Below are 25590 nucleotides of genomic sequence, written 5' to 3'. Positions count from 1 at the left end.
GCTTACTTTAACTCATCTGTTTTGTCTTGGCAGCATGATTTAATTGTTTTTTCTCCTGGTTTTCTTTTTGAAGATAGGTAATAAAAGTTAGGGGAGAAACTCCGGTAACTTTTTTAAAGGTAATTGTAAATCTGCTATGCGATAAAAAACCGCATTGATCGGCGAGATAGCTTATTTTATATTTTAAATAATTAGGATCATTTTTGAGTTGGTTAATGATATAATTGATTCGAAGTTCATTGATATAAGTGGCAAAATCCTTTGATTTATGTTTGTTAATAACGTACGATAGATAACGGTGGTTAATGCTAAGTTCTGCAGCTACGGAATTTAAGGAAATGTCTTTGTTGAGATACAAATCAGATTTCTCAAATTGCTTTATGCTTTCTAAAATGGTGCTTTCAGTTGCCTCAGACATATACTCTTTGGCGACATCTTTCTTAGGAGCGATCTTAATTTCGGTTTCTGTCTGGTTTTCGCTTTTACTAATAAATTTTTTAATTTTATTATAATCCTGTTTTCTTTTAAATATATATAAGCCAATGATAATTAGGATAATAAAAATACAGCTGCCAATAATAAGATACTTACTTTTTTGATATTCAGAATGGTTGTCAAACTGTTTTTTACGTAGTGTTTTTATCAAATCATCTGCTATAAGTTTTCGGCTTTGCTCTTCATCTTTATTGAGCGTAACATTGAGTTCATTGTAAGTAATGTATTTTTTGTTATCGGTTTTTTTATAAAACTCCAACAAAGAATTATAGACTTCCTGCTTTAATATAAAAAAATTGGAATCTTTTGCTATTTGCTCGGCTGTTTTGTAATTTGAAATAGCATTTTTAAAATCGCCCATTGCTGTATAAGCATTTGCAAGACCATTATATATAAATCCTTTGAGAGGACTATTTGGAGATTGTGATGATTCGAGTCCTTTTTTTGCTTTATTAAAATAGAAAAATGCAGAATCGACTTTATGCAATAGAAGAAAGTTTTTGGCAATAAGTTCGTTATTGACCGCTGTTTGAAAGTTAATGTCAATAGTTGTTCCGGCCTTTTCGAATAATTGATTGCCTTTTTTAAGATGCTCAATAGCTTTTGAAAAATTCGAAGAGTACATGTCGTAGTAGGCTATTTCCTGAGACAAGTTGCCTTGAAACTTATACATGTCGGTTTTGTCTTCAATTTTCTTACTGATATTTACAGCTTTCTGCAAGTGTATTTTTCCTAAGGTATAGATTTCGAATTCACGGTAAAGTGTAGATAAAAAACCGTTTATTCTTGCCTGCATGTTATAATTTTTGTCGATTATGGCCAAACTGTCTGCACGTTTTAATGCAGCAACGGCCTCATTGCGTATACCGTATTGGCGCAAAAGCGTTGCCCTAAGCATGCTTGATCTGATTCTTTCAGAATTGTTAGTTGAAATCTTATAGAGATAATCGGTATTGCTTAGAGCTTTCTTTGGATTTGAACTCAGCAATACCTGTGCTGTTTCTGAAAAAATACTGTCAAATTTTGAACCTTGTGCAGCACTTAAATAAGGAAAAACCACAGCTATAAATAAAATAAAAATACGTTTTAGGTGCATGTAAGTAAATTGTAATTAAAAGGTTGTATGGTGATGGTTTTTTTAAATGATTTTTCGCTTCATCGATACAGGTTGTATCATATTTTAAGAAAAATACTATGATTTTAATCAATGTATTGCATCAAATCATTATGCTGGGTAAAGTAGTTATTTTTTTTGATAAAAGTCAGGACTTTCCGAAAACGTAACATCTTATAATCATTACGTTACAAAATAAGTCAGGAATAATGATGTTGAGAATACTTTCCGTTTTTAGCGCTAAATTATAAGTGATAAAAAAAACGAAAGCGTATGCAAAGATAATTTTTTCGACAAATTTTTCAGTAATAATTTAGAAAGAGAACTGTTTAATTTTTTTATAAAAATGCTCTTTTTAATATTTTTTTATAATTGAAATTGATTCTTTCTGGCATAATGATCCAATACTTCTGAATTGCCCCCCACGTAATTACTTTTCAAATCCTGATTAGGGATGAAATGCTAATTCTACTTGTTAAAGAGCTTTAAAAATCGTTTAACCGCAACTATCTGTTTGTTAAATGATTATCTGTTTTTTCCTGAACAGATATTTTCTCTATTACGTAATCGAAAAAGGAATGCTCGCTTTACAGGAAGCTCTAATCTCTACTTTCGCACCCAAAATCAAAATATATCTGGAATAACAATTCAAATGATAACTATGAGAAAAAAATTACCCAAAAAACTACTGTTTTTAGTTTTGTTTCTTTTTTTTGTATTTAAGGGAAATGCCCAATACGCAACCAGTCACTATATAGCGCCATCACCTTGGCAGTATTGGAGTAATGCAAATGAAATTGTACTTACGACCGAATCGACCACAACGGTCACGGTAACCTTAAAGAAAAGTGACGGTACATTGCTTGCAACCCGAACGCTTACTTCGGCCGCGCCTAATGTATATCGTTTCGCTGGTTCGCCATGGCTATTAAATAGTAACCCTGTTAATACTATTCAGGACGATAGAGGTTTAATAGTAGAATGTACAGGTGGAAAAGTATCTGTAAATCTTAGAAATGTAGCTTCAGATCAGGCTAGTTCTGGTGGTGGAGATACCGACGGGAAAACCATTAAAGGAAATGCTTCTTTGGTTAGTTTTGGTAATGAAGGCAGGGGAACTGCTTTCCGTTTGGGATATTACCGAAGTAATTTTGCAGGTATTGCAGGATTTAACGGAGCCGCCAATCTTCCCGTGTATTCGGTTATGGCAATTGATGATAATACACAAGTAAAGCTAAACGGAGCCAATTTGGTGCTCTTAAATAAAGGACAAAGTTATTTGTTTCAACCTACGGGTACAGGAGATTTACTTGAAGCAAATAAACCGGTAGTAGCTAATACTGGTGCTTATACAGACACTCCGGGAGGATGTGGGGATGGAGCAGTAGATCAAATGGCACCGGTAAGTATTTTAGGAACAAAATATATTGTAGTAAGAGGTAGTGGTACGGCAGGAACAGGAGCTAATTTACCTGAACAGTCTACCATCATTGCATCTGAGGAAAATACTCAGGTTACAGTAACTAATTATGCTCCAAATGGAGCTTTTATTAATACAACAACTTTTACACTTGCAAGCGGAGGATCCTATCATTCTATTCATCATGGCGATGCTAATAATCGTTATTCATCCTCAATAATAGAATCAAATAAACCTATTGCAGTATATTCAGGAACAGCACAATCATGTGAAGTAGATATTGCTACCGTTCTTCCGGTAGGAGGATGTTCCGGATCAAAATGGACTTCGACAAGTCAGTTTAAAGGGTATAAGGAACAAGTGTTGCCTTATTTTGGATTTGTACTGGTAGAATCTCTAACAGCGATTGTTTATGTAAACGGGACTAATATTGAGAGCACAACAGGTAATCTTCGTTTCCAGTTAGGTACAACAGGAGTTTATTTAATTAGATTTGAAAACACACAAATTGGAAACCCTGCAAATATTACTGTTACTTCTTCGGCAAGAATGAATGTAGGGATTGTACAGCAAGGTGGAGGATTTTCGATGTCGGGATTCTTTTCTTCTTTTAATGAAACCCCGGCACTGCCTGAAGTTACAAAAGACAGTAATGGTTGTGCGATTAACATCATAACTGCCGATCCTGGATTAGAACCTTACCAATGGTATTTTGAAGGAGTGTTGATACCAGGCGCAACCAGTCAATCTATCATTCCGGAAAAAACAGGAAACTATTCGATTACCGGAACACGTGATTGTGGAGTTACAGGAAAATCGGCTGCAATATATGTTGCTGTTTGTGGAGATCGTGAAGTCACCAAAACAGTTGCAAACGGATCAGCCGCTAATGAAGTTGTATTTACGGTGGCAGCTAAAAATAACGGACCAAATGAAGACCGAAATGTTGTTGTTACGGATGCTTTACCTTCAGGGTATACTTTTGTTTCAGCTTCCCCAAGCACAGGAACTTATGATCAAAGTACCGGAATTTGGAACATTGGTAATCTTGCCGTTAATGCTGCTGCTGCCTTAAATATTATAGCAACTATAAAAACTATAGGTGGGGTTACGAACACAGCAAGTATAAAAGGTGATAATATTGATCTCACTTTGACGAATGACAGTGATAACGCAACACCTCAAGCTGAATTAAAACTGGTGAAAACAGCCAGAACAGGAGTATTTAATAAAGCCGGAGATGTAATCACTTATGATCTTGTCGTTACGAATACGGGTAAAGTACCGGTATTTAATATCAATATTACAGATGCTAATGCAGATTCCGGAAGTATTTCTCCAGCATCAGTAGCAACGCTTCTTCCGGGTGCTTCAGCAAATAGTACAGCCACCCATACTGTAACGCTTGCTGATCTTATAGCCAGTAAAGTGATTAATTCAGCCGAAGCAAAAGGTGTTGACGGCAGTAACAATCCAGTTGAAGATATATCAGGATCAGCTACAGATAATGATACAGAAACGGAAACAGAAACAAAATCTGTAATTTTTGCAGATAATGATACTGTAAATGCTATTAATGGAAATACAGGAGCAACTAATGTGATTAACATTTTTGCAAATGATAATATAAATGGGAATTCATTTGTTCCTGCAGACGTTGTTGTAACTTTGGGAACATCAGGTGTTCCTGCCGGATTAACTTTGAATACTGACGGTAGTGTTGATGTTGCAGCGGGAACAGCGGCCGGAACTTATACATTCGATTATAAGATTTGTCAGGTTGATATTCCTTTAAATTGTGCCGATGCAACTGTTACAGTAATTGTAACTACAATCGATGCTACAAATGATACGCCAAGTCCAATCAACGGAACAACTGGCGGAACAATCCCAACTGTTTTTGGAAATGATACATTGGACGGAGTTGCATTTTTACCAACAGATGTAACATTAACAACATCAACAACTCTTCCAACAGGATTAACTTTAAATTCAGATGGAACAATTACAGTTGATGCTAACACAGCGCCTGGAACTTATCCTATTACATATAGTATTTGTCAGGTTGCCAATCCATTAATTTGTGATACAGCAACTACAACAGTAATTGTAAACACAATCGATGCTACAAACGATACACCAAGCCCAATCAACGGAACAACAGGAGGAACGACTCCAACTGTTTTTGCAAATGATACTTTAGATGGAGTTGCATTTTTACCGGCAGATGTTACATTAACGACTTCAACAGCTCTTCCAACAGGATTAACTTTAAATTCAGATGGAACGATTACAGTTGACGCTAATACATCACCGGGAACTTATCCTGTTGCATATAGTATTTGTCAGGTTGCCAATCCATTGATTTGTGACACAGCAACTACAACTGTAATTGTAACTACAATCGATGCTACAAACGATACACCAAATCCAATCAACGGAACAACAGGAGGAACAATTCCAACTGTTTTTGCAAATGATACTTTGGATGGAGTTGCATTTTTACCGGCTGATGTTACATTAACAACTTCAACAACTCTTCCAACAGGATTAACTTTAAATTCAGATGGAACTATTACAGTTGACGCTAATACATCACCGGGAACTTATCCTGTTACATATAGTATTTGTCAGGTTGCCAATCCATTGATTTGTGACACAGCAACTACAACTGTAATTGTAACTAGAATCAATGCTACAAACGATACACCAAATCCAATCAACGGAACAACGGGAGGAACAACACCAACTGTTTTTGGAAATGATACTTTAGATGGAGTTACATTTTTACCTACAGATGTTACATTAACGACTTCAACAGTTCTTCCAACAGGATTGACATTAAATTCAGACGGAACTATTACGGTTGATGCTAATACAGCGCCTGGAACTTATCCTATAACTTATAGTATTTGTCAGGTTGCCAATCCATTGATTTGCGATACAGCAACTACAACAGTAATTGTAACTACAATCGATGCTACAAACGATACACCAAATCCAATCAACGGAACAACAGGAGGAACAATCCCAACTGTTTTTGCAAATGATACTTTGGATGGAGTTGCATTTTTACCGACAGATGTTACATTAACGACTTCAACAGTTCTTCCCACAGGATTGACTTTAAATTCAGACGGAACAATAACGGTTGATGCTAACACAGCACCGGGAACTTATCCTATAACTTATTCAATTTGTCAGGTTGCTAATCCATTGATTTGTGATACAGCAACTACAACAGTAATTGTAACTACAATCAATGCAGATAACGATACACCAAGTCCAATCAACGGAACAACAGGTGGAACAATACCAACTATTTTTGAAAATGATACTTTGGATGGAGTTACATTTTTACCGACAGATGTAACACTTACAACTTCAACAGTTCTTCCAACAGGATTGACTTTAAATTCAGACGGAACAATAACGGTTGATGCTAACACAGCACCGGGAAGTTATCCTATAACTTATAGTATTTGTCAGGTTGCCAATCCATTGATTTGTGATACGGCTACAACAACTGTAGTAGTTACGACAATCAATGCAGATAACGATACACAAAGTCCAATCAACGGAACAACAGGCGGAACAATCCCAACTGTTTTTGGAAATGATACTATGGACGGAGCTACATTTTTACCGACAGATGTAACACTTACAACTTCGACAACTCTTCCGACAGGATTGACTTTAAATTCAGACGGAACTATTACTGTTGATGCTAATACAGCACCGGGAACTTATCCTATAACTTATAGTATTTGTCAGGTTGCCAATCTATTAATTTGTGATACGGCAACTACAACAGTAATTGTAACTACAATCGATGCTACAAACGATACACCAAATCCAATCAACGGAACAACAGGAGGAACAATACCAACTGTTTTTGGAAATGATACTTTGGATGGAGTTGCATTTTTACCTATAGATGTTACACTTACCACTTCAACAGTTCTTCCAACAGGATTGACTTTAAATTCAGACGGAACTATTACCGTTAATGCTAACACAGCACCGGGAACTTATCCTATAACTTATAGTATTTGTCAGGTTGCTAATCCATTGATTTGTGATACGGCTACAACAACTGTAGTAGTTACGACAATCAATGCAGATAACGATACTCCAAGTCCAATCAACGGAACAACAGGAGGAACAATACCAACTGTTTTTGGAAATGATACTTTGGATGGAGTTGCATTTTTACCGACAGATGTAACACTTACAACTTCAACAGTTCTTCCAACAGGATTAACTTTAAATTCAGACGGAACAATTACCGTTGATGCTAACACAGCACCGGGAACTTATCCTGTTACTTATAGTATTTGTCAGGTTGCCAATCCATTAATTTGTGATACAGCAACAATAGATGTTATAGTTCAGGTGCCTACTATAGAAGTTATCAAAAAAGGAACTTTTAATGATGCCAATGGCGATGGTTTTGCTCAAAAAGGAGAAACGATTACTTATAATTTTTCAGTAGTAAATACGGGAACAATGCAATTAACCAATGTTGTTGTAACCGACCCAATGGTTACTGTAACTGGCGGCCCAATTGCGGTATTAAATGTTGGCACAAAAGACGATACCACGTTCAGCGCGACTTATGTAATCACACAGGCAGATGTTGATGCAGGAGCTATCAACAATCAGGCTTTGGTAACAGCAACTCCAATTGTTGGAACTCCAATATCTAATTTATCAGACAGTAATGACCCTGCGTTACCAGGGAAAAATGATTCAACAATAACGAAGCTATCTCAGAATCCTGGTTTAAAATTATTGAAACACGGCATATTTGAAGATGCAAATCATGACGGATCAGTAAGTGAAGGCGACCGTATTAATTATGTTTTTAGAGTAATCAATACAGGAAATGTTACCATCAAAGATATTGTAGTAACTGATCCTATGGTTACAGTTACAGGCGGACCAATTTCACTGGAACCACTAGCTTTTGATACAACAACTTTTACAGCAAGTTATGTACTTACGCAATCAGATATCGATTTGGGAGCAGTGTATAATTTAGCTCTGGTTACTGGAAATGATCCAAATAGAGTAAGTATCGATAATGATTCTGAAGATATTTCACCATTAACTCCACAAGATAAATTTTACGAGCCTGCTTGTCCTACTTGTACCGTTACTACTTTGGAACAAAAATCAGGAATTGCCTTAGTTAAAACAGCGGTATTTAATGATGAAAACAATAATAAAAATGCCGAAGCAGGTGAAACCATAACATATAGTTTTGTTGTTACCAATACAGGAAATGTGAGGCTAACAAATGTTGTTATCAACGATCCGTTGCCAGGAATTGTTATGACAGGAGGACCAATCTCGTTATCTCCGGGAGAAAGTGATAATATTAGTTTTAAAGGAATTTATGCTTTAAAACAAAGTGATATCAATACAGGAAAAGTTTCTAATCAGGCTTTTGTAACTGCAAAAAATCCTCTGGGTGTTACTGTAAGTGATGCTTCTGATGATAATGATAACTCAGGAAATAATCCAACTGTTTCACAAATAGAAGGCTGCGTAATCAAAATCTTTAATGCGATGTCTCCAAATGGAGATACCAAAAACGAACGCTTCTACATTCAGGGCTTAGAATGTTATCCTGACAATACAGTTGAGATCTACAACCGTTGGGGAGTTTTGGTGTTCGAGCGTGAGAATTATAATAACGAAGAACGTGCTTTTAGAGGAATGTCTGAAGGACGCACAACAGTAAAACAATCAGACGGATTACCGGTTGGAACGTATTACTATATTCTTAAGTACAAAGACAGCGATTCAAACGCACATCAGGAAGCAGGATATTTATATCTGAGTAAATAATAGTTAGAACAAATTAAAATGGCTTAGTCTCTAAAAGCTAAGCCATTATTAAAAGAAAAATAAATGAGAAAATTAGTTTTAGTTTTTATGTTTTTTTCCGCTGTAGGATTTGCACAACAAGACGCACAGTACACACAATATATGTACAACACCATCAATATAAACCCTGCTTATGCGGGTTCAAGAGGAGCATTGAGCATCTTTGGTTTGTACCGCACCCAATGGGTAGGACTTGACGGAGCACCTGAAACCAGCAGCTTTTCAGTAAATACGCCTCTTAGTAATAGTAATCTCGGACTTGGAGTTTCGCTGGTAAATGATAAAATAGGACCAACAAATGAAAATACCATATCGGCAGATTTGTCTTATACCGTTCCAACCTCTGAAACTTTCAAACTATCTTTTGGTATCAAGGCAACAGGAAACCTTTTTAGTCTTGATGTAAACAAACTGCAGCCAGAACATCAGGGTGATCCTCAATTTCAGGATCTCAACAGCAAATTCTCGCCAAATGTTGGGGCAGGAGTATACTACCATTCAGATAAAGCGTACGTAGGATTATCGGTACCCAATTTTATCGAAACCAATAGATATGATGATAATGATACAGCGATCTTCAAAGACAAAATCAACTATTATTTAATAGCAGGTTATGTGTTCGATTTAGATCCTTATATTAAATTCAAACCTGCAGTATTGACCAAAATGGTCGAAGGATCTCCGCTTCAAGTAGACCTTTCGGCAAACTTTATGTTCAATGATAAATTCGTAGCAGGTTTGGCCTATCGATGGAGCGCTGCATTAAGTGCAATGGCTGGATTTCAGGTAACCGACGGATTGTTTATTGGATATTCTTATGACCGCGAAACAACGAGATTAAATAATTATAATTCAGGTTCACATGAGATATTCCTGCGATTCGAATTCTTTAATAATTACCGTCGTATAACATCACCAAGATTCTTCTAAAAACAGACCATGATGAAAATTAAATATATAGTATCCACCATACTTTTTGCACTTATAGCGCTAAAAGGAAACGCGCAAACAGCTAGTCAGAATAAAGCAGATAAAGATTATACCCAATATGCTTATATTGATGCAATTGGAACTTATGAAAGAGTTGCAGAAAAAGGATATAAAGATGAAACCATGTTTCAGCGATTAGGTAATGCTTATTATTTTAATGGCGAATTAATTAAGGCTGCCAAATGGTACAATGCTCTTTTTGAAATGAATGCAGAGCAGGAACCGGAATATTATTACCGCTATGCACAAACTTTAAAAGCAATGGGAGATTACGCTAAAGCGGATAAAATCCTCGAAGCCTTCAATAAAAAAATAGCAACAGATAAAAGAGGTATTTTATTCGAAAATAATAAAAACTATCTCGAGCAAATAAAAGCCAATTCAGGAAGGTTCGAAATTGCGAATGCCGGAATAAATTCGAAGCAAACGGATTATGGAAGTGCATATTATAACAACCAAATTGTCTTTGCATCTGCCAGAGATACAGGAGGTATAAGTAGAAAGACATTTAAATGGACCAATAAAGCGTTTACCAATTTATATTTGGCGGAATTAAAAGCAGATGGAACATTAGGAGAACCGGAACGTTTTCAAAAGAAAATCAATTCTAAATTCAATGAATCGACACCTGTTTTTACTAAAGATGGAAAAACAATGTATTTTACAAGAAACAACTATCTTAAAGGAAAAAGAGGAAGAGACGATCAGAAAATTACATTGCTAAAACTATATAAAGCAGATTTTATAAAAGATAAATGGACGAATGTAACCGAACTACCTTTTAATAGCAACCAATACAGCACGGCACATCCCGCAATTAGCAATGATGAAAAAAAGTTGTATTTCGCCTCTGATATGCCCGGAACTTTAGGACAATCGGATTTGTATAGCGTAACCATAAACGATGATAAAACCTTTGGCAAACCCGAAAATCTGGGACCTGCCATTAATACAGAAGGAAGAGAAACTTTCCCGTTTATAGCTGCAGACAATCAATTGTATTTTGCCAGTGACGGCAGACCAGGATTAGGCGGACTTGATGTATTTGTATCAACAATCAAAAACGATGATACTTTTACAGCAGTGCAAAATGTAGGTGCACCAATAAACAGTAAACAAGATGATTTTGCCTTTATTATCAATAGTGACACCAGCAACGGTTTTTTCTCTTCTAACAGAGAAGGCGGAATTGGAAACGATGATATTTACAAAATTACCGAAACACGAAAACTGCTTTGCGAGCAAAAACTAAAAGCAACAATTGTTGATTTAGAAACCAATAAAATACTGGACAATGCCAAAGTAACTTTGCTTGACGAACAATTTAAAGTTATTGATGAGGTTGTTACACAAGCAGATGGAAGTTTCACATTTAATGTAGAATGCACTAAAAAATACTATGTAAGAGCCACAAAAGAAGACTACGAAACCAAAGAAATTCCGGTAACTATAATAGGAGAAGCAGGTGAAACGAGTGTTGTAGTGGCATTAGAAAAACGAATTAAACCAATAGGGGTAGGAACTGATTTGGCCAAAACGCTCAACATACCTATTATCTATTTTGATTTGGATAAATCTTTCATTCGTAAAGATGCAGCTTTTGAACTGGAAAAAATTCTGGTAGTAATGAAACAATATCCAAAGATGAAAATCGATGTTCGTTCTCATACAGATAGTAGACAAACTGCAGAATACAATATCGCCTTATCCAACAGAAGAGCCAAAGCAACCGTGCAATGGCTAACAAAAAATGGTATCGCTTCAAATCGATTAACCGGAAAAGGATATGGCGAGAGCCAACTGATTAATAATTGTGCAGATGGAGTTTCTTGTACAGAAGCTGAACATCAGTTAAACAGACGAAGTGAGTTTATCATTATTTCGATAGAATAATATCCAATAAAAAAAATTTCAATAAAATGCTCTTTCTAAAATTTTAGAAAGGGCATTTTATTTTTATAGTACTTGAATAAAAGTATAATGATTATTTGCGAAGGCATTCAATAACAAAATAACAAGAAAGTAATTAACTCATAACGCATTGAATACTTATAGGTGTTTTGAGGTTAAAAAAGAGTATTATTTATTTTTTGATGTAATTTTCTGTTAAATAATTAACTGATTTGCTAAATGAGGATGCTTTTATTAAAAAGAGGATAATATAGTATTATGATGTGGTAATATCAACAATTTTGTTAACTCCAATTTAACATAATTTTACAAGTGTTAAAAATACACTAACCAAATAGTTAAAATTATGAAACCAACCACGCATGTTTTTAAAAGTACTGCAACATCCTCTTACAGAGAAAAGATGTTCTTTACGATTTTGTTTTTGTTTGTTGTTTTTAGCTCATTTTCACAACAGAAGATCAGCGGTAAAATTACAGATGCAAATAATATTCCCATACCTGGAGTATCAGTTTTAGAAAAAAATACTTCTAATGGTGCTGTAAGTGATTTTGATGGTAATTTTCAGATTACACTTAAAAATAAAGATTCAAAATTGGTTTTTAGCTATATGGGCTTTGTAACTCAGGAAATTGCTGTTCTGAATAAGAGTCAGATAAATGTAGCGCTTCAGGACAGTAAAGAAGAATTAAACGAAGTAGTTGTTGTAGGATACGGAACTCAGAAAAAATCAAGAGTTACGAGTGCAATAGCCAGTGTAAAAGAAAAAGATTTTACAAGAGGAGCTATTAATGATGCTTCGGATCTTATCAAAGGTAAAGTTGCAGGTCTTAGTATTAATAACGGCTCAGGAGATCCGGGATCAACACCCAATATTACATTACGTGGATTCTCTACTCTAAAAGGAGGAACAGGCCCTTTGGTCTTAATTAATGGTGTACCCGGAAGTATTGATACGGTATCGCCAAATGAAATTGCATCAATAGATGTTTTAAAAGATGCTTCTGCAGCAGCCATTTATGGAACCAGAGGAGCGAATGGAGTAATTCTTATTACAACAAAAACAGTAAATAGCGAAATAGCGCCAACAATTACATACTCAACATTTGCTACAACATCTAATTTTGCTAACAAGGCTAAATTTTTAGATGCCAGTCAACAAAGAAGTTTGCGTGCACAAGGAGTTACCTTACCTTTTACTGATGGTGGTGCCAGTACAGATTGGTTAGATGAAATCTCAAGAACAGGATTTACTCAAAATCATAATTTAGCTTTAAAAGGCGGAACTGCTAAAACAAATTACATAGTAAACCTTAATTATGTGGATCAAACAGGGGCTTTTACTAATACGTATAATAAAGAGTATCGATTTTCATTTGATGTCAATCATACCATGTTCAACGATAAGTTAAAGATCAACTTGAGCTTACTAAACGGTACACAAGATATGGGTATTGATGAGGGTATTGCTGCCTATGCTTACAGACAGGCAATGATCAGAAATCCTACCGCTCCTGTATATAACCCAAATGGTACTTATAACGAAGATCCTAACAAACTTCAGTATTACAACCCGGTGGCGATTTTAAATGAAACGACACAGGACAGAAATAGTACATGGCAAAGATTTACGGCTAATCTTACTTTGGATTTATTGCCGGGTTGGGATGTAAGTGCGCAGCTTTCAAAAAATAAAAATACAGGTTTGACGGGATATGCCGAAACCAAGCAACATTATTCAAATACCATAAATAAAAGAAATGGAGTTGCCTCAAGAAGTACAGGAGTTACAGATAATGATTATGTAGAAATTACATCAAAATACCATAAAGATTTAGGCAGGCATGATTTTACAGTACTAGGTGGTTATAGTTATCAATATACTGTAAATGAAGGATTTTCTGCCCGTAATTCTGATTTTCCAACAGATGCATTTTCATATAATAATTTAGACGCAGGAAATGGTTTGTCAGATGGTACCGCATCTATCGATAGTTATAAAAACGATAGTAAATTAATCGGTTTCTTTGGCAGGCTTAACTATAATTTTGATAATAAATACGATTTGTTATTTAGTATCAGACGAGAAGGTTCTTCTAAGTTTGGAGACAATCACAAATGGGGTAATTTTCCGGCGGTTTCTGCAGGATGGAGCATCAATAAAGAGTCTTTTCTTAAAGATGTTACTGCTATAAATACTTTAAAATTAAGAGGAGGTTACGGAGAAACAGGAGTAATACCTAATGATCCTTATATGTCTATGACCTTGTATAATTATGAAGGCTATTTCTTTAGTAACGGAAAATGGGTCAAAGGTTTAGAGCCGGTAAGCAACCCAAATCCTGATTTGCGTTGGGAGAAAACAGCCGAGGTAAATATTGGTATTGATTTTGGATTTTTCGATAATAGAATTTCAGGAAGCTTTGATGTTTATAATAAAAAAACAAGTGATATGTTATGGGATTATAATGTACCAACTCCTCCTTATTTATTCCGTCAAATTACTGCCAATGTTGGGAAAATGGAAAATAAAGGATTTGAAATTCTTTTGAATACAGTTCCGGTTAGAACAAAAGACTTTAATTGGAATTCTTCAATGACTTTTTCACACAATAAAAATAAGCTAACAAGTCTTTCTAATGACTTATATAAAATTGAAGGAGATTTTTTGAATACAGGAAACACAGGAGATCCAATTTCATTTGAAACACATCGATTAGAAGTTGGACAACCAATAGGTAATTTTTGGGGACTAAAATCTGTAGATATTACTACCGATGGGAAATGGATTGTAGAATTGCCAGACGGAACAAGAAAAACACTTACCACAGAAATGTATAATGATAGTAACAAACAATATTTAGGAAATGGTATTCCGCAATATTATGCGGGGTGGACGAATACTTTTACCTACAAAAAATTTGACTTAAGTGTTGTATTAACAGGAGCTTTCGATTTTCAAATACTAAACACACAACGTATGTTTTATGAAAATCCAACCATTGCTTATAATATGTTAGATAGTGCATATGATAAAGTGTATGATAAAGCGGTATTAAACTACAACCAAACCTACGTAAGTTATTATGTTGAACAAGGAGATTATGTAAAAGTAGATAATGTAACCTTCTCGTATAATTTTGATGTAACACCATTCAAAATTATAAATGCAATGCGATTGTATGTGTCTGGAAATAACTTAGCCACATTTACTAAATACAAAGGATTGGATCCGGAAATAAAAAGACAAGATCCTTTGTCGCAGGGAATGGATAATAGAGATAAATATCCAAGTACCAGAGGTATCACACTAGGTTTAAATGTAACTTTTTAAATTAAATCAAAATGAAAAATAAAAATATAGTATATAAAATTCTTATTTCGGGTTTATTTCTTTTAGGAACAGGATGTACCAATTTAGACGAGACCGTTTATGATAAGGTAAGTGCCGAGGATACTAAATTAACTTCGGAAGATTTAGCCAGTATTGTTGCACCAGCTTACAACTCATTCAGACAAATTTATGCAGACTGGGATGCTATTTTTAACCTGTATGAAGATTCATCGGATCTAATGGTAACACCTCAAAGAAACGGTATTGGTTGGGGAGATTATTATATTACCATGCACAAACATACCTGGGGTACTGCACTTCCTATGGCAGAGGGTAACTGGTATTATATGTTTACAGGAGTAAATAAAGTCAATAGAGCAATATACCAACTAGAGCAAATAGACGGTGTCGAAAACAAAGAGAATGTCATTCAGGAATTAAAAGCATTAAGAGCCATTTATTATTATTTACTGCTGGATAATTTTAGAAATGTCCCTATTGTAACTTCATATATCAATCCTCCGGGATATTTACCGGTTCAAAATACAGGGAAAGAAGTATTTGATTTTGTAGAAAAGGAACTAAAAACAGCTTTACCTTATTTAAGCGATAAAAATAATTCTTCGACTTATGGTAAAATTAATCAGTGGGCTGTAAAAATGACTTTGGCAAAATTGTATCTAAATGCCGGTGTTTATTTAGGAACACCTAAATGGGATGAAGCTTTGGCTCAGGTCAATGATGTTATCAATAATGGAGGGTTTAGATTGACAAATAATTATTTGGACAATTTCATCATAAAAAATGAATTTTCAACAGAACAAATATTATCCATTCCTTTTGATCAGGTAAAAGCTCCCGGAACAAGCTGGCCGTACAGAACATTGGCAGCAGCAAGTCAGGCTACTTATGATTTGGCCGGAGGTCCCTGGAACGGAACTGGCGGAATACCACAATTTATAGATACCTATGATCCGGATGACCAAAGACTAAAAGATTGTTGGTTAGGCGGAAAACAGTTTACCAGTAAAGGAGAGCCAATAATGTTAGACGATAAAGTAACACAATTTGAATATATCAATTACATGACAAGTGTTGACGGTACCGAGCCTAATGAAGGTTACAGAATGGTGAAATATGAAATTGGTCCCGGCGTTGTAGGACAAGCTAGTAATGACGTTCCTTTTTATAGATTAGCAGATGCTATGATGATCAAAGCAGAGTGCCTGTTAAGAAAAGGTGATGCTGGCGGAGCCGCAGCCATTGTTACTGAAGTAAGACAACGAAATTTTAAAAATACCAATCCTGCCAAAGCTGTAGTATCAGGTGCAAAACTTTTAGGCGGCAGTGTGTATAAATACGGAACTTATCAGGCCGGAGTGATTACAAATTACGAAGGAGGTGCAGATATCCAGTACGGCGGTTTCCTTGACGAATTAGCTTGGGAATTTGTTGGAGAAGCGCACAGAAGACAAGATTTAATACGATTCGGAATATACTCAACAAAATCCTGGTTTTCGAAAAAAGGAGACCCTGCAGATAGTTTTAGAGCTATTTTCCCAATTCCACAGTCAGAAATGGCTAAAAACAGTAATTTAAAACAAAATCCTGGTTACTAGAAATTAATATGAAGATTTTACAAGTTGGTTGCTTGTAATTATAAGTGTGTGAAAAGCTGTTCCTTGTTTAGGAATGGCTTTTCATTTTTTAATTATTATTCAAATAACCACAATCATTGTCACCCTGAGCGAAGTCGAAGGGCACTCCAATATGAACGTGGGCTTCTCCCGAAGTCTCGGGACGATCAGCCTGACAATATGATAATCACTTTTGGGTTAAAAGTTTTTTATATTAAAATTATAGGCTAACAAAAATAAAGTCTGCTCAATCTGCAAGATCTGCGTGAAACAAATCTCCGCAAGAAACTCCTCAATCAAAATCACCAATCTTTGTCGAGCTGCTTGTGGAGATCCCTCGTTCCTCGGGATGACAAAAATGCGCAGACAACTATAGGCTTTAGCCAAATGTTTACATTTAGCTAAAGCCTTATTTTTTTGACAATTTATAAAAACAAGTTAAATAAAAACTTTGCGCCTTTGCGTCTTTGCGCGATTTAAAAAAAATCTGCGTGAAACAAAACTTAAAACTGCGCACGATAATGCGAAGGCGAAATTCCTTTCAACTCTTTAAACTTTCTGTTGAAATTAGCAATATCCTGAAAACCGCAAAGTTCAGAAACAGAAGCAATCGAAAGATCTTTTTTATTGTGAAGTAATTTACAGGCATTTTCAATTCTGATTTCAATCAAAAACTGAAAAAAAGTCTTGTTGGTACGTTTTTTAAAATAACGGCAAAAAGCATTTTTACTCATATTCGCTTTTTCTGCCACTTCATCAAGAGTAATATTCTGATGATAAAATTCGATCGCATATTCAAAAACAGCACTCATTCTGCGGCCTTCATCATCAGTATATTTCTTTTTGTAGACAAAAGAAGAAAGAGGAGTTTTCTCCGAAGAAACAATAATGTTTATAATTTTTAAGAAAGAAGCAATACGCTGAATTTTATTCTGTTTTTTTAGTTTATTAAAATGGTGTGTGATTTTCTTTTGATTCGAAAGGATCTTCATACCATATTCAGAATCTTTAAAAAAATCATCAACAGCACTCATATCGTTCAGGCTAAAAAAATCTTTCCCAAAAGAAGTTTTCGTAAAGAACAAAGTCAGCATTACAGATTCCGGACTTGCTTCGACATTACTTCTAAAAACATGAGGAACATTCTCACCAATAACCAGAATATCATCTTCCTTATAATCATTTATAGAATCTCCTACAATTAAAGTTCCGGAACCTTTTGCAATATAACTGATCTGAATTTCTTCATGTTGGTGCAATTGATCATAGAAAACACGCTCAATATCTTCCTGATAAATGAGAGCTTCTCTTTCGGTTTTGGGTATTTTAAAAGGTAGAATTTTCAACGTTTTGTTTTTAGGATATGTAAATATTAACAAAAAAAACAGATTATACAATAGATGTGGTAATATAGTATTGATAAAGGCTAATAATCACACAGGAGCACTTTTCTTTAAGCTTTATTTTTGATAAAAATTAAGAATATGAAAATAAATTGGGAAGGCGTAATGCCAGCTGTAACAACAAAGTTTACAGCAGAAGGTCAACTGGACCTCGTAATGTTCGAAAAGAATATTAAAGCACAAATTGATGCTGGAGTTAATGGAATCATTCTGGGAGGAACCCTGGGAGAAGCCAGTACATTGACTAAAGAAGAAAAAGAAGTTTTAATAACCAACACTTTAAGAATAGTCGACGGAAAAATTCCGGTTATTGTAAACATTGCAGAGCAAACTACTACCGAAGCCATTACTCTAGCAAAACGTGCAGAAGAGTTGGGCGTAAACGGTTTAATGTTATTGCCTCCAATGCGCTACAAAGCAACAGATTACGAAACGGTAGTTTATTTTAAAGAAATTGCCCAAAGCACTTCATTACCTATTATGATTTACAATAATCCTGTAGATTATAAAATTGAGGTAACGTTGGACATGTTTGAAGAACTTTTGAAACTAGAAAACATTCAGGCCGTAAAAGAATCAACCAGAGACATTAGCAATGTAACAAGAATCAGAAACCGTTTTGGCAACAGATTAAAGGTACTTTGCGGCGTAGATACATTGGCACTTGAAAGTTTAGTGGCTGGAGCCGATGGATGGGTTGCCGGATTAGTAGTGGCATATCCTGCAGAAACAGTGGCTATTTATAAACTGGTAAAAGCAGGAAAAGTAGCCGAAGCTTTAGAAATTTACAGATGGTTTATGCCATTATTAGAATTGGATATTTCTCCGCAATTGGTACAAAACATCAAATTGGCCGAAGTAGCAACAGGACTTGGAACAGAAAATGTAAGAGCACCAAGATTACCATTACAGGGATCAGAAAGAGAGCGCGTTTTATCGATCATTGATTTGGCGATGAAAAACAGACCCGTATTGCCGGCATATAAAAGTATTTAATTAAAGTTTAAAAGAAAGCGATGACTACAGGAAAAAATTATATTGGAGATGTGCTTTCCGCAAAAGGTAAAACGACCTATAAAACAATAAATCCGGAACAAAATTCTGAGAATGAAACTGTTTTTTATGAAGCTACAGAAGAAGAAATTTCAGAAGCCGTAGCACTAGCCGAAGAAGCTTTTAAAACATACGGCACAATTGCAGACGTAAAAAAAGCCGATTTTCTGGACGCAATTGCCGAAGAAATTGAAGCTCTTGGCGAAGATTTATTAACGACTTATATTCAGGAATCAGGTCTTCCTGCCGGAAGAGCAAATGGCGAACGCGGCAGAACAACCGGACAACTTAGAGCATTTGCGACTATGTTGAGAGAAGGTTCATGGGTAGAAGCCATCATTAATAAAACAGAAGGTAAATCCGATATTCGAAGATTGCAGATTCCACTTGGGCCTGTAGTCGTTTTTGGAGCCAGTAATTTTCCGCTAGCATTTTCTACTGCCGGCGGAGACACCGCCAGTGCATTAGCTGCCGGTTGTCCTGTGGTGGTAAAATCACATCCGCTTCATGCGGGAACAGGCGAATTAGTAGCTTCGGCAGTTATAAAAGCAGCCAAAAGAACCGGAATGCCAAATGGTGTATTTTCAAACCTGAACAGTCACGGTATAGAAGTAGGAGTAGCGTTGGTCGAAAATCCATCAGTAAAAGCGGTTGGTTTTACAGGAAGTATAAAAGGAGGTACGGCACTTTGCAAAATTGCAGCCAACAGAGCTATTCCAATTCCTGTTTATGCAGAAATGGGAAGCATTAATCCTGTTCTAATTTTACCATCGGCATTACAAACAGATGGTGAAAAATGGGCGAAAAATTATGCTGCTTCAATTGTAGCAGGTACAGGACAATTTTGTACAAATCCGGGCCTTATTTTAGGAATAAAAAGCGCCGAGTTAGATAATTTTATTGCTATTTTAGCTTTAGAGACAGATAAAATAGACCCAACTTGCATGCTGCATCCCAATATAAAAAGCCAATACGAAAACCTAAAATCAGAAGTGCTTGGGCAAGAAGGATATACGCAGCAAACCAGTTTAGAAAAAGTGGTGAAACCAAATTATGCATTGCAAAATATAATTACGGTAGACGGTGAAACCTTCTTAAACAATAAAACATTTCACAAAGAAGTTTTCGGGCCTTTTTCTGTAGTAGTTAAATGTGATGATATTCAACAGCTTAATAAAATTATCTTCGATTTAGAAGGGCAATTGACCGGAACAGTTTTAAATTCCGATTTGCAAGAGTTTGAAGAATTTACGGAAGTAATCGAAAATCTTAAAAATAAAGTCGGAAGATTAATTTTTAATAATGTTCCAACAGGAGTAGAGGTTTGTTCAGGAATGACACACGGCGGACCTTTTCCTGCAAGTTCCGACAGTAAATTTACATCTGTAGGATTAACAGCAGTAAAAAGATGGGCTCGTCCGGTAACTTTTCAGGATTGGCCGGATCAATTATTGCCAGGCGCTTTGCAGGATAAAAATCCTTTAAATATTACCAGAACTGTAAACGATATACTAACAAAGAACCCAATATAATTTATGCCAAGAAAAACTTTTTTTTGTGTAGATGCACATACGTGCGGAAATCCGGTAAGAGTGGTCGCTGGTGGTGGTCCCAATTTGGTTGGAAACAACATGAGCGAAAAACGACAACATTTTTTAAAAGAGTACGACTGGATTCGTAAAGGACTTATGTTTGAACCCCGCGGTCACGACATGATGAGCGGCAGTATTTTGTATCCGCCAAGCAATCCTGAAAATGATTTCGGAATTTTGTTTATCGAAACTTCGGGTTGTTTGCCTATGTGTGGCCACGGAACCATCGGAACGATAACTATCGCTATCGAAGAAGGTTTGGTTATTCCTAAAATTCCGGGAAAAATTAAGATGGAAGCCCCCGCAGGTTTGGTTCAGATCGAATATCAGCAAACCGGTAAAAAAGTAGACTGGGTACGATTGACAAACGTAAAATCATATCTCGCAGCAGAAGGCCTTACTATTGATTGTCCGGAATTGGGAGAGATTACTTTTGATGTCGCTTACGGCGGAAACTATTATGCCATTGTAGATCCGCAGCAGAATTTCTCAGGCGTTCAGGATTTTACAGCCGGAAAAATTGTGCAGTACAGTCAGGAAGTGCGCAAACGCATCAACGAGAAATATCCAAATCTTTTCATTCATCCAGAAAATGATACCATTCGTGATGTAAGTCATATGTTGTGGACAGGAGATCCTATCGACCCAACTTCATCAGGAAGAAATGCCGTTTTTTATGGAGATAAAGCTATCGATCGTTCGCCATGCGGCACCGGAACTTCAGCCAGAATTGCACAGCTTCACGCCAAAGGAAAACTAAAAAAAGAGGAAGATTATATACATGAAAGTTTTATTGGAAGTAAATTTATTGGCAGGGTAGAAGAAGAAACTTCTATAGGAAATATCAAAGCCATAGTACCAAGTATTCAGGGCTGGGCAAAAGTTTACGGTTACAATAATATCATTATCGATGAAGATGATGATCCGTACGCATTTGGTTTTCAGGTGATTTAAAAAAATGATAATATAAATAAATCATTGGTTTACAGAAAAACTTCTTGCCAATGATTTTTTAAATTTAGAATACTAATGAAAAAAGTAAGTATAATTGGCGGAGGGATAATAGGCTTGTGTTCAGCTTATTATTTAGCCAAAGAAGGTTATGAAGTAGTTGTTTTTGATAAATCAGATATGAGCGACGGCTGTTCTTACGGAAATGCAGGAATGATTGTTCCGTCGCATATAATTCCGCTCGCACAGCCCGGCATGATTGCGCAGGGAATAAAATGGATGTTTGACAGCCAAAGTCCGTTTTATGTAAAACCCAGATTAAATATGGATTTAATGAAATGGGGATTGCAATTCTACAAACACGCCAATTTAAAACATGTCGAAAAAGCCATGCCGGCACTTTGCGATTTATCACTTTTAAGTAAAGACTTGTATCAGGATTTTGCCAAACAAAACAATTCCTTTTTTTATGAAGAAAAAGGACTCTTAATGCTTTTTAAAACCGAAAAAACAGGCGAAGAAATTCAGCACGAAGGAATATTGGCAGAAAAATTAGGATTAGAAGTCGATTTTCTATCAAAAGAAGAAGTTTCAAAATTAGAAACAGGAACTACTACAAACGTAATTGGTGGCGTACATTATAAAAGTGATGCGCATGTTTACCCGCAAAAATTCATGCAATTCATCAAAGAAGAACTGAATAAATTAAACGTAAAAATTCATTCGCAAACCACCGTAAATGATTTTGTTTTAAAGAATAACACGGTCGCAGAAATCATCACCGATAAAGGCAATTTTGCAACAGACGAAGTAGTTTTGGCAACAGGATCGTGGAGTCCAAGCATTGCTAAAAAACTGAATGTCAACATTTCGATTTTACCAGGAAAAGGATATAGTTTTACATTAAAAGATCAAAACCATAAACCATCGATTCCAACCATTTTATGTGAAGGAAAAGTTGCCGTAACCCCTATGAATAATGATATTCGTTTTGGAGGAACTATGGAAATTACGCACACCAATGACACCAAAATCAATCAAAACAGACTTCAGGGAATTGTAAATTCAGTAAATGATTTTTATCCGGATTTAAAAATTGAAATGCCAAAGGTAGAAGATACCTGGTTTGGTTTCAGACCTTGTACGCCTTCAGGAATGCCAATTATTGCGAGAGATAAAAAACTTAAAAATTTAACGTTAGTTACGGGACATGCTATGATGGGATTAAGTCTGGCACCTGCAACAGGCAAAATAGTAGAAGAAATCATTTCAGGGAAAGCGACTTCTGTAGATACGCAAATGTTTCAACTCTAAAAAAATCAGCTTCATTTTCTAACCAAACTTGAAGCTGATTTTTTTTTATTTAAATAGCAATTTTGAATTGTATTTAAATTTTTCCCGGGATATAAAAAATAGAAATAGTTTGTTTCTCGCAGATTTGGCAGATTAGGCAGATTTATTCTTGAATTTATTAATGATCTGCTAAATCTGTCAAATCTGCGAGAGAAAATTTCGCATTAATTGTGAATTAATTTTCCAGTCCCAGCGGGGCGATATATTTATAGAAATTAATTACCATGTTTGGTAAAATCCCAACGGGGTGACAGATTTATCAGGAAGATATGCCGCTCCGCTGGAGCTCTAATATTGGAAGTATGAATTTTGTCTATAAATATAACGCTCCGCTGGAGCTCTAACATTGAAATCTATGAATTTGCTATAAACATGTCGCTCTGCTGGTGCTCAAATGTTGAAACGTATCAATTTGCAAGCAGATCTGGCAGATTTAGCAGGTCATTAATAATTCGATTTAGAATAAAATCAGCAAGATCTGCCAAATCTGCGAGAGAAAATTTCGCCATTAATTGTGAATTAATTTTCCAGCCCCAGCGGGGCGATATATTTATAGAAATTAATTACCATGTTTGCTAGAACCCCAGCGGGGTGACATATTTATCATTAATGGAGCTCTAATATTGGGCGTATGAATTTTGTCTGTAACACGTCGCTCCGCCAGAGCTTATTAAAAATGATAATAACAAAAACTCACAACATAAATTCTAAATACTAACCACATTTAAAATTTTAAAAAAAACAGATTGCCACATTCCTAAACAAAAGACAACCAAAAAACAAACCAAAAAATGACAGACAATAACAAGGAAGAATTTAAAAAAGAACTCGGACTTCTCGACGGAACCATGCTTGTAGTAGGTTCCATGATAGGTTCAGGAATATTTATTGTAAGTGCCGATATTGCCCGACAAGTAGGATCAACAGGATGGCTTATTTTAATATGGCTTATTTCAGGAATCATAACGATGATTGCTGCAGTAAGTTACGGAGAATTAAGCGCTATGTTTCCTAATGCCGGCGGACAATACGTTTATCTTAAAGAAGCCTATAATAAATTAGTAGCGTTTTTATATGGCTGGAGCTTTTTTGCCGTTATCCAAACCGGAACAATTGCGGCGGTTGGCGTTGCATTTTCGAAATTTACAGCCTATTTAATTCCGGCAGTAAGTGATGAAAATATTATTTACGAAATGGGAAGTTTTAAACTCAATGTAGCCCAAATCGTTTCTATTGTAACGATTATTTTTCTTACTTATCTGAATACCCGCGGTGTAAAAAATAGCAAGATTCTACAAACGATTTTAACCATTATAAAAATAGTTTCCATTTCAGGATTAATCATCTTCGGATTTACATTAGCAGCCAAATCTTCTATCTGGAATATGAACTGGACAGATGCCTGGACGCCGCGTTCCTTTAATACCGAAACAAGTTCCTGGATGCCAATTGGTACAACGGCTTTAATTTCGGGGATTTCTGCAGCAATGGTGGGAACCTTATTTTCAAGTGATTCCTGGACAGGCGTTACCTTTATTGCAGGAGAAATAAAAAATCCGAAGAGAAATGTAGGTTTAAGTATGTTTCTGGGAACTTTAATTGTAACTATTATTTACGTTCTGGTCAATATAATGTATGTAGCGGTTATTCCGCTTTGCGAAATTGCCGGTGCAAAATCGGATCGGGTTGCGGTTGTTGCGGCCGACTATATTTTTGGAGATATAGGAACGCTGATCATCGCCATTATGATCATGATTTCGACATTTGCCTGTAACAACGGCTTGATTATGGCCGGAGCCAGAGTATATTATACAATGGCGACTGATGGTTTGTTCTTTAAAAAAGCAGCATTATTAAACCATTCAAGCGTTCCTGCCTGGGCACTTTGGGCACAATGTATTTGGGCATCTGTATTATGCCTTACCGGAAAATACGGAGATTTACTAGACTTCGTAATCATCATTGTGCTGATTTTCTATATTTTAACGATCTACGGAATTATACGTCTTCGCAAAAAAATGCCTGATGCAGTTCGCCCTTATAAAGCAATCGGATATCCTTTTTTACCATTGCTGTATATTGTAATTGCCTCGGCAGTTTGCGTGTCGTTATTGTTTACCAAATTTTCTACTTGTGGCTGGGGTGTTTTAATTATGTTAATGGGAATTCCAATCTATTATTTGATAAAAGAAAAAACACCAAATTAATCTCTGACGACCTAACAGGTTTTTAAAACCTGTTAGGTCTATTAAAATAGAATCAGGTATTAATGTAGATGCATTACTATGCGTCTAATATTGGGCATATTAAGAAACTTTTCGTACACGCGCCGCTGTGCGTCTCTACAATATAAAATGCTCAAATAGGTGTATTAAAATTTGTTTTGGCTTAAGCCAAAGAAAAAATAATTCGATTTATTTCATTTCATTTTTGAGGTTAAGA

Annotated in this window: 12 protein-coding genes; 10 read left to right on the top strand and 2 right to left on the bottom strand. The window is 35.7% G+C overall.

Translation table 11 applies throughout. The annotated features are described in order from the left end of the window. Positions 1-7: 7 nt before the first annotated feature. The gene (locus tag LNP81_RS20395) at positions 8-1591 is read right to left on the bottom strand and encodes a helix-turn-helix domain-containing protein (RefSeq protein ID WP_230039035.1); all 1584 of its coding nucleotides are present in this window, start codon (positions 1589-1591) and stop codon (positions 8-10) included. Between the two features lie 679 nt (positions 1592-2270). Here LNP81_RS20395 and LNP81_RS20390 point away from each other — a divergent pair. The 5 genes from LNP81_RS20390 (at position 2271) to LNP81_RS20370 (ending at position 16778) form a co-directional block, all read left to right on the top strand. Further along, positions 2271-8885: a DUF7507 domain-containing protein gene (locus LNP81_RS20390; protein WP_230039033.1), complete on the top strand. Its 6615-nt coding sequence runs from the start codon at positions 2271-2273 to the stop codon at positions 8883-8885. Positions 8886-8948: 63 nt separating this feature from the next. Next, on the top strand, positions 8949-9854 hold the full coding sequence (locus LNP81_RS20385) for a PorP/SprF family type IX secretion system membrane protein (RefSeq protein WP_230039032.1): 906 nt from the start codon (positions 8949-8951) through the stop codon (positions 9852-9854). A 12-nt stretch (positions 9855-9866) separates the two neighbouring features. Further along, entirely contained in the window at positions 9867-11807 is a 1941-nt protein-coding gene (locus LNP81_RS20380; protein ID WP_230040929.1) for an OmpA family protein, read from the top strand. Between the two features lie 364 nt (positions 11808-12171). Beyond that, complete coding sequence (locus tag LNP81_RS20375) at positions 12172-15159, top strand: SusC/RagA family TonB-linked outer membrane protein (protein ID WP_230039031.1); 2988 nt, start codon at positions 12172-12174, stop codon at positions 15157-15159. 11 nt (positions 15160-15170) lie between these two features. Continuing rightward, complete coding sequence (locus LNP81_RS20370) at positions 15171-16778, top strand: RagB/SusD family nutrient uptake outer membrane protein (protein WP_230039030.1); 1608 nt, start codon at positions 15171-15173, stop codon at positions 16776-16778. Between the two features lie 521 nt (positions 16779-17299). Here the strand turns inward: LNP81_RS20370 and LNP81_RS20365 are convergent. Further along, the gene (locus LNP81_RS20365) at positions 17300-18142 is read right to left on the bottom strand and encodes an AraC family transcriptional regulator (RefSeq protein WP_230039029.1); all 843 of its coding nucleotides are present in this window, start codon (positions 18140-18142) and stop codon (positions 17300-17302) included. A gap of 138 nt (positions 18143-18280) precedes the next feature. Here LNP81_RS20365 and LNP81_RS20360 point away from each other — a divergent pair, with 138 nt between their 5' ends. The 5 genes from LNP81_RS20360 to LNP81_RS20340 all read left to right on the top strand — a co-directional run bounded on the left by LNP81_RS20360 (position 18281) and on the right by LNP81_RS20340 (position 25355). Next, positions 18281-19195 (top strand): dihydrodipicolinate synthase family protein, encoded by a 915-nt coding sequence (locus tag LNP81_RS20360; protein ID WP_230039028.1) that lies wholly within the window; start codon positions 18281-18283, stop codon positions 19193-19195. Positions 19196-19215: 20 nt separating this feature from the next. Continuing rightward, positions 19216-20784, top strand: a complete 1569-nt coding sequence (locus LNP81_RS20355) for an aldehyde dehydrogenase (NADP(+)) (protein WP_230039027.1) — start codon at positions 19216-19218, stop codon at positions 20782-20784. A 3-nt stretch (positions 20785-20787) separates the two neighbouring features. Further along, positions 20788-21798 carry a 4-hydroxyproline epimerase gene (locus tag LNP81_RS20350; RefSeq protein ID WP_230039026.1) on the top strand — a complete coding sequence of 337 codons (1011 nt, stop codon included), beginning with the start codon at positions 20788-20790 and terminating at the stop codon, positions 21796-21798. Positions 21799-21873: 75 nt separating this feature from the next. Beyond that, entirely contained in the window at positions 21874-23109 is a 1236-nt protein-coding gene (locus tag LNP81_RS20345) for an NAD(P)/FAD-dependent oxidoreductase (protein WP_230039024.1), read from the top strand. An 830-nt stretch (positions 23110-23939) separates the two neighbouring features. After that, on the top strand, positions 23940-25355 hold the full coding sequence (locus LNP81_RS20340) for an APC family permease (RefSeq protein ID WP_230039022.1): 1416 nt from the start codon (positions 23940-23942) through the stop codon (positions 25353-25355). Positions 25356-25590 lie beyond the last annotated feature (235 nt).

It is taken from the genome of Flavobacterium piscisymbiosum, from assembly GCF_020905295.1.
Classification (GTDB): Bacteria; Bacteroidota; Bacteroidia; order Flavobacteriales; family Flavobacteriaceae; genus Flavobacterium; species Flavobacterium piscisymbiosum.
Note: the sequence above shows the minus strand (reverse complement) of the source record. Positions and strands in the feature narration are given on the sequence as shown.

What these genes read in the sequence shown, in the direction of transcription:
- LNP81_RS20355 (WP_230039027.1), top strand. Translation starts at nt 19,216, where the DNA reads ATGACTACAGGAAAAAATTATATTGGAGATGTGCTTTCCGCAAAAGGT.
- LNP81_RS20385 (WP_230039032.1), top strand. Translation starts at nt 8,949, where the DNA reads ATGAGAAAATTAGTTTTAGTTTTTATGTTTTTTTCCGCTGTAGGATTT.
- LNP81_RS20390 (WP_230039033.1), top strand. Translation starts at nt 2,271, where the DNA reads ATGAGAAAAAAATTACCCAAAAAACTACTGTTTTTAGTTTTGTTTCTT.
- LNP81_RS20340 (WP_230039022.1), top strand. Translation starts at nt 23,940, where the DNA reads ATGACAGACAATAACAAGGAAGAATTTAAAAAAGAACTCGGACTTCTC.
- LNP81_RS20350 (WP_230039026.1), top strand. Translation starts at nt 20,788, where the DNA reads ATGCCAAGAAAAACTTTTTTTTGTGTAGATGCACATACGTGCGGAAAT.
- LNP81_RS20345 (WP_230039024.1), top strand. Translation starts at nt 21,874, where the DNA reads ATGAAAAAAGTAAGTATAATTGGCGGAGGGATAATAGGCTTGTGTTCA.
- LNP81_RS20380 (WP_230040929.1), top strand. Translation starts at nt 9,867, where the DNA reads ATGAAAATTAAATATATAGTATCCACCATACTTTTTGCACTTATAGCG.
- LNP81_RS20370 (WP_230039030.1), top strand. Translation starts at nt 15,171, where the DNA reads ATGAAAAATAAAAATATAGTATATAAAATTCTTATTTCGGGTTTATTT.
- LNP81_RS20395 (WP_230039035.1), bottom strand. Translation starts at nt 1,591, where the DNA reads ATGCACCTAAAACGTATTTTTATTTTATTTATAGCTGTGGTTTTTCCT.
- LNP81_RS20375 (WP_230039031.1), top strand. Translation starts at nt 12,172, where the DNA reads ATGAAACCAACCACGCATGTTTTTAAAAGTACTGCAACATCCTCTTAC.
- LNP81_RS20360 (WP_230039028.1), top strand. Translation starts at nt 18,281, where the DNA reads ATGAAAATAAATTGGGAAGGCGTAATGCCAGCTGTAACAACAAAGTTT.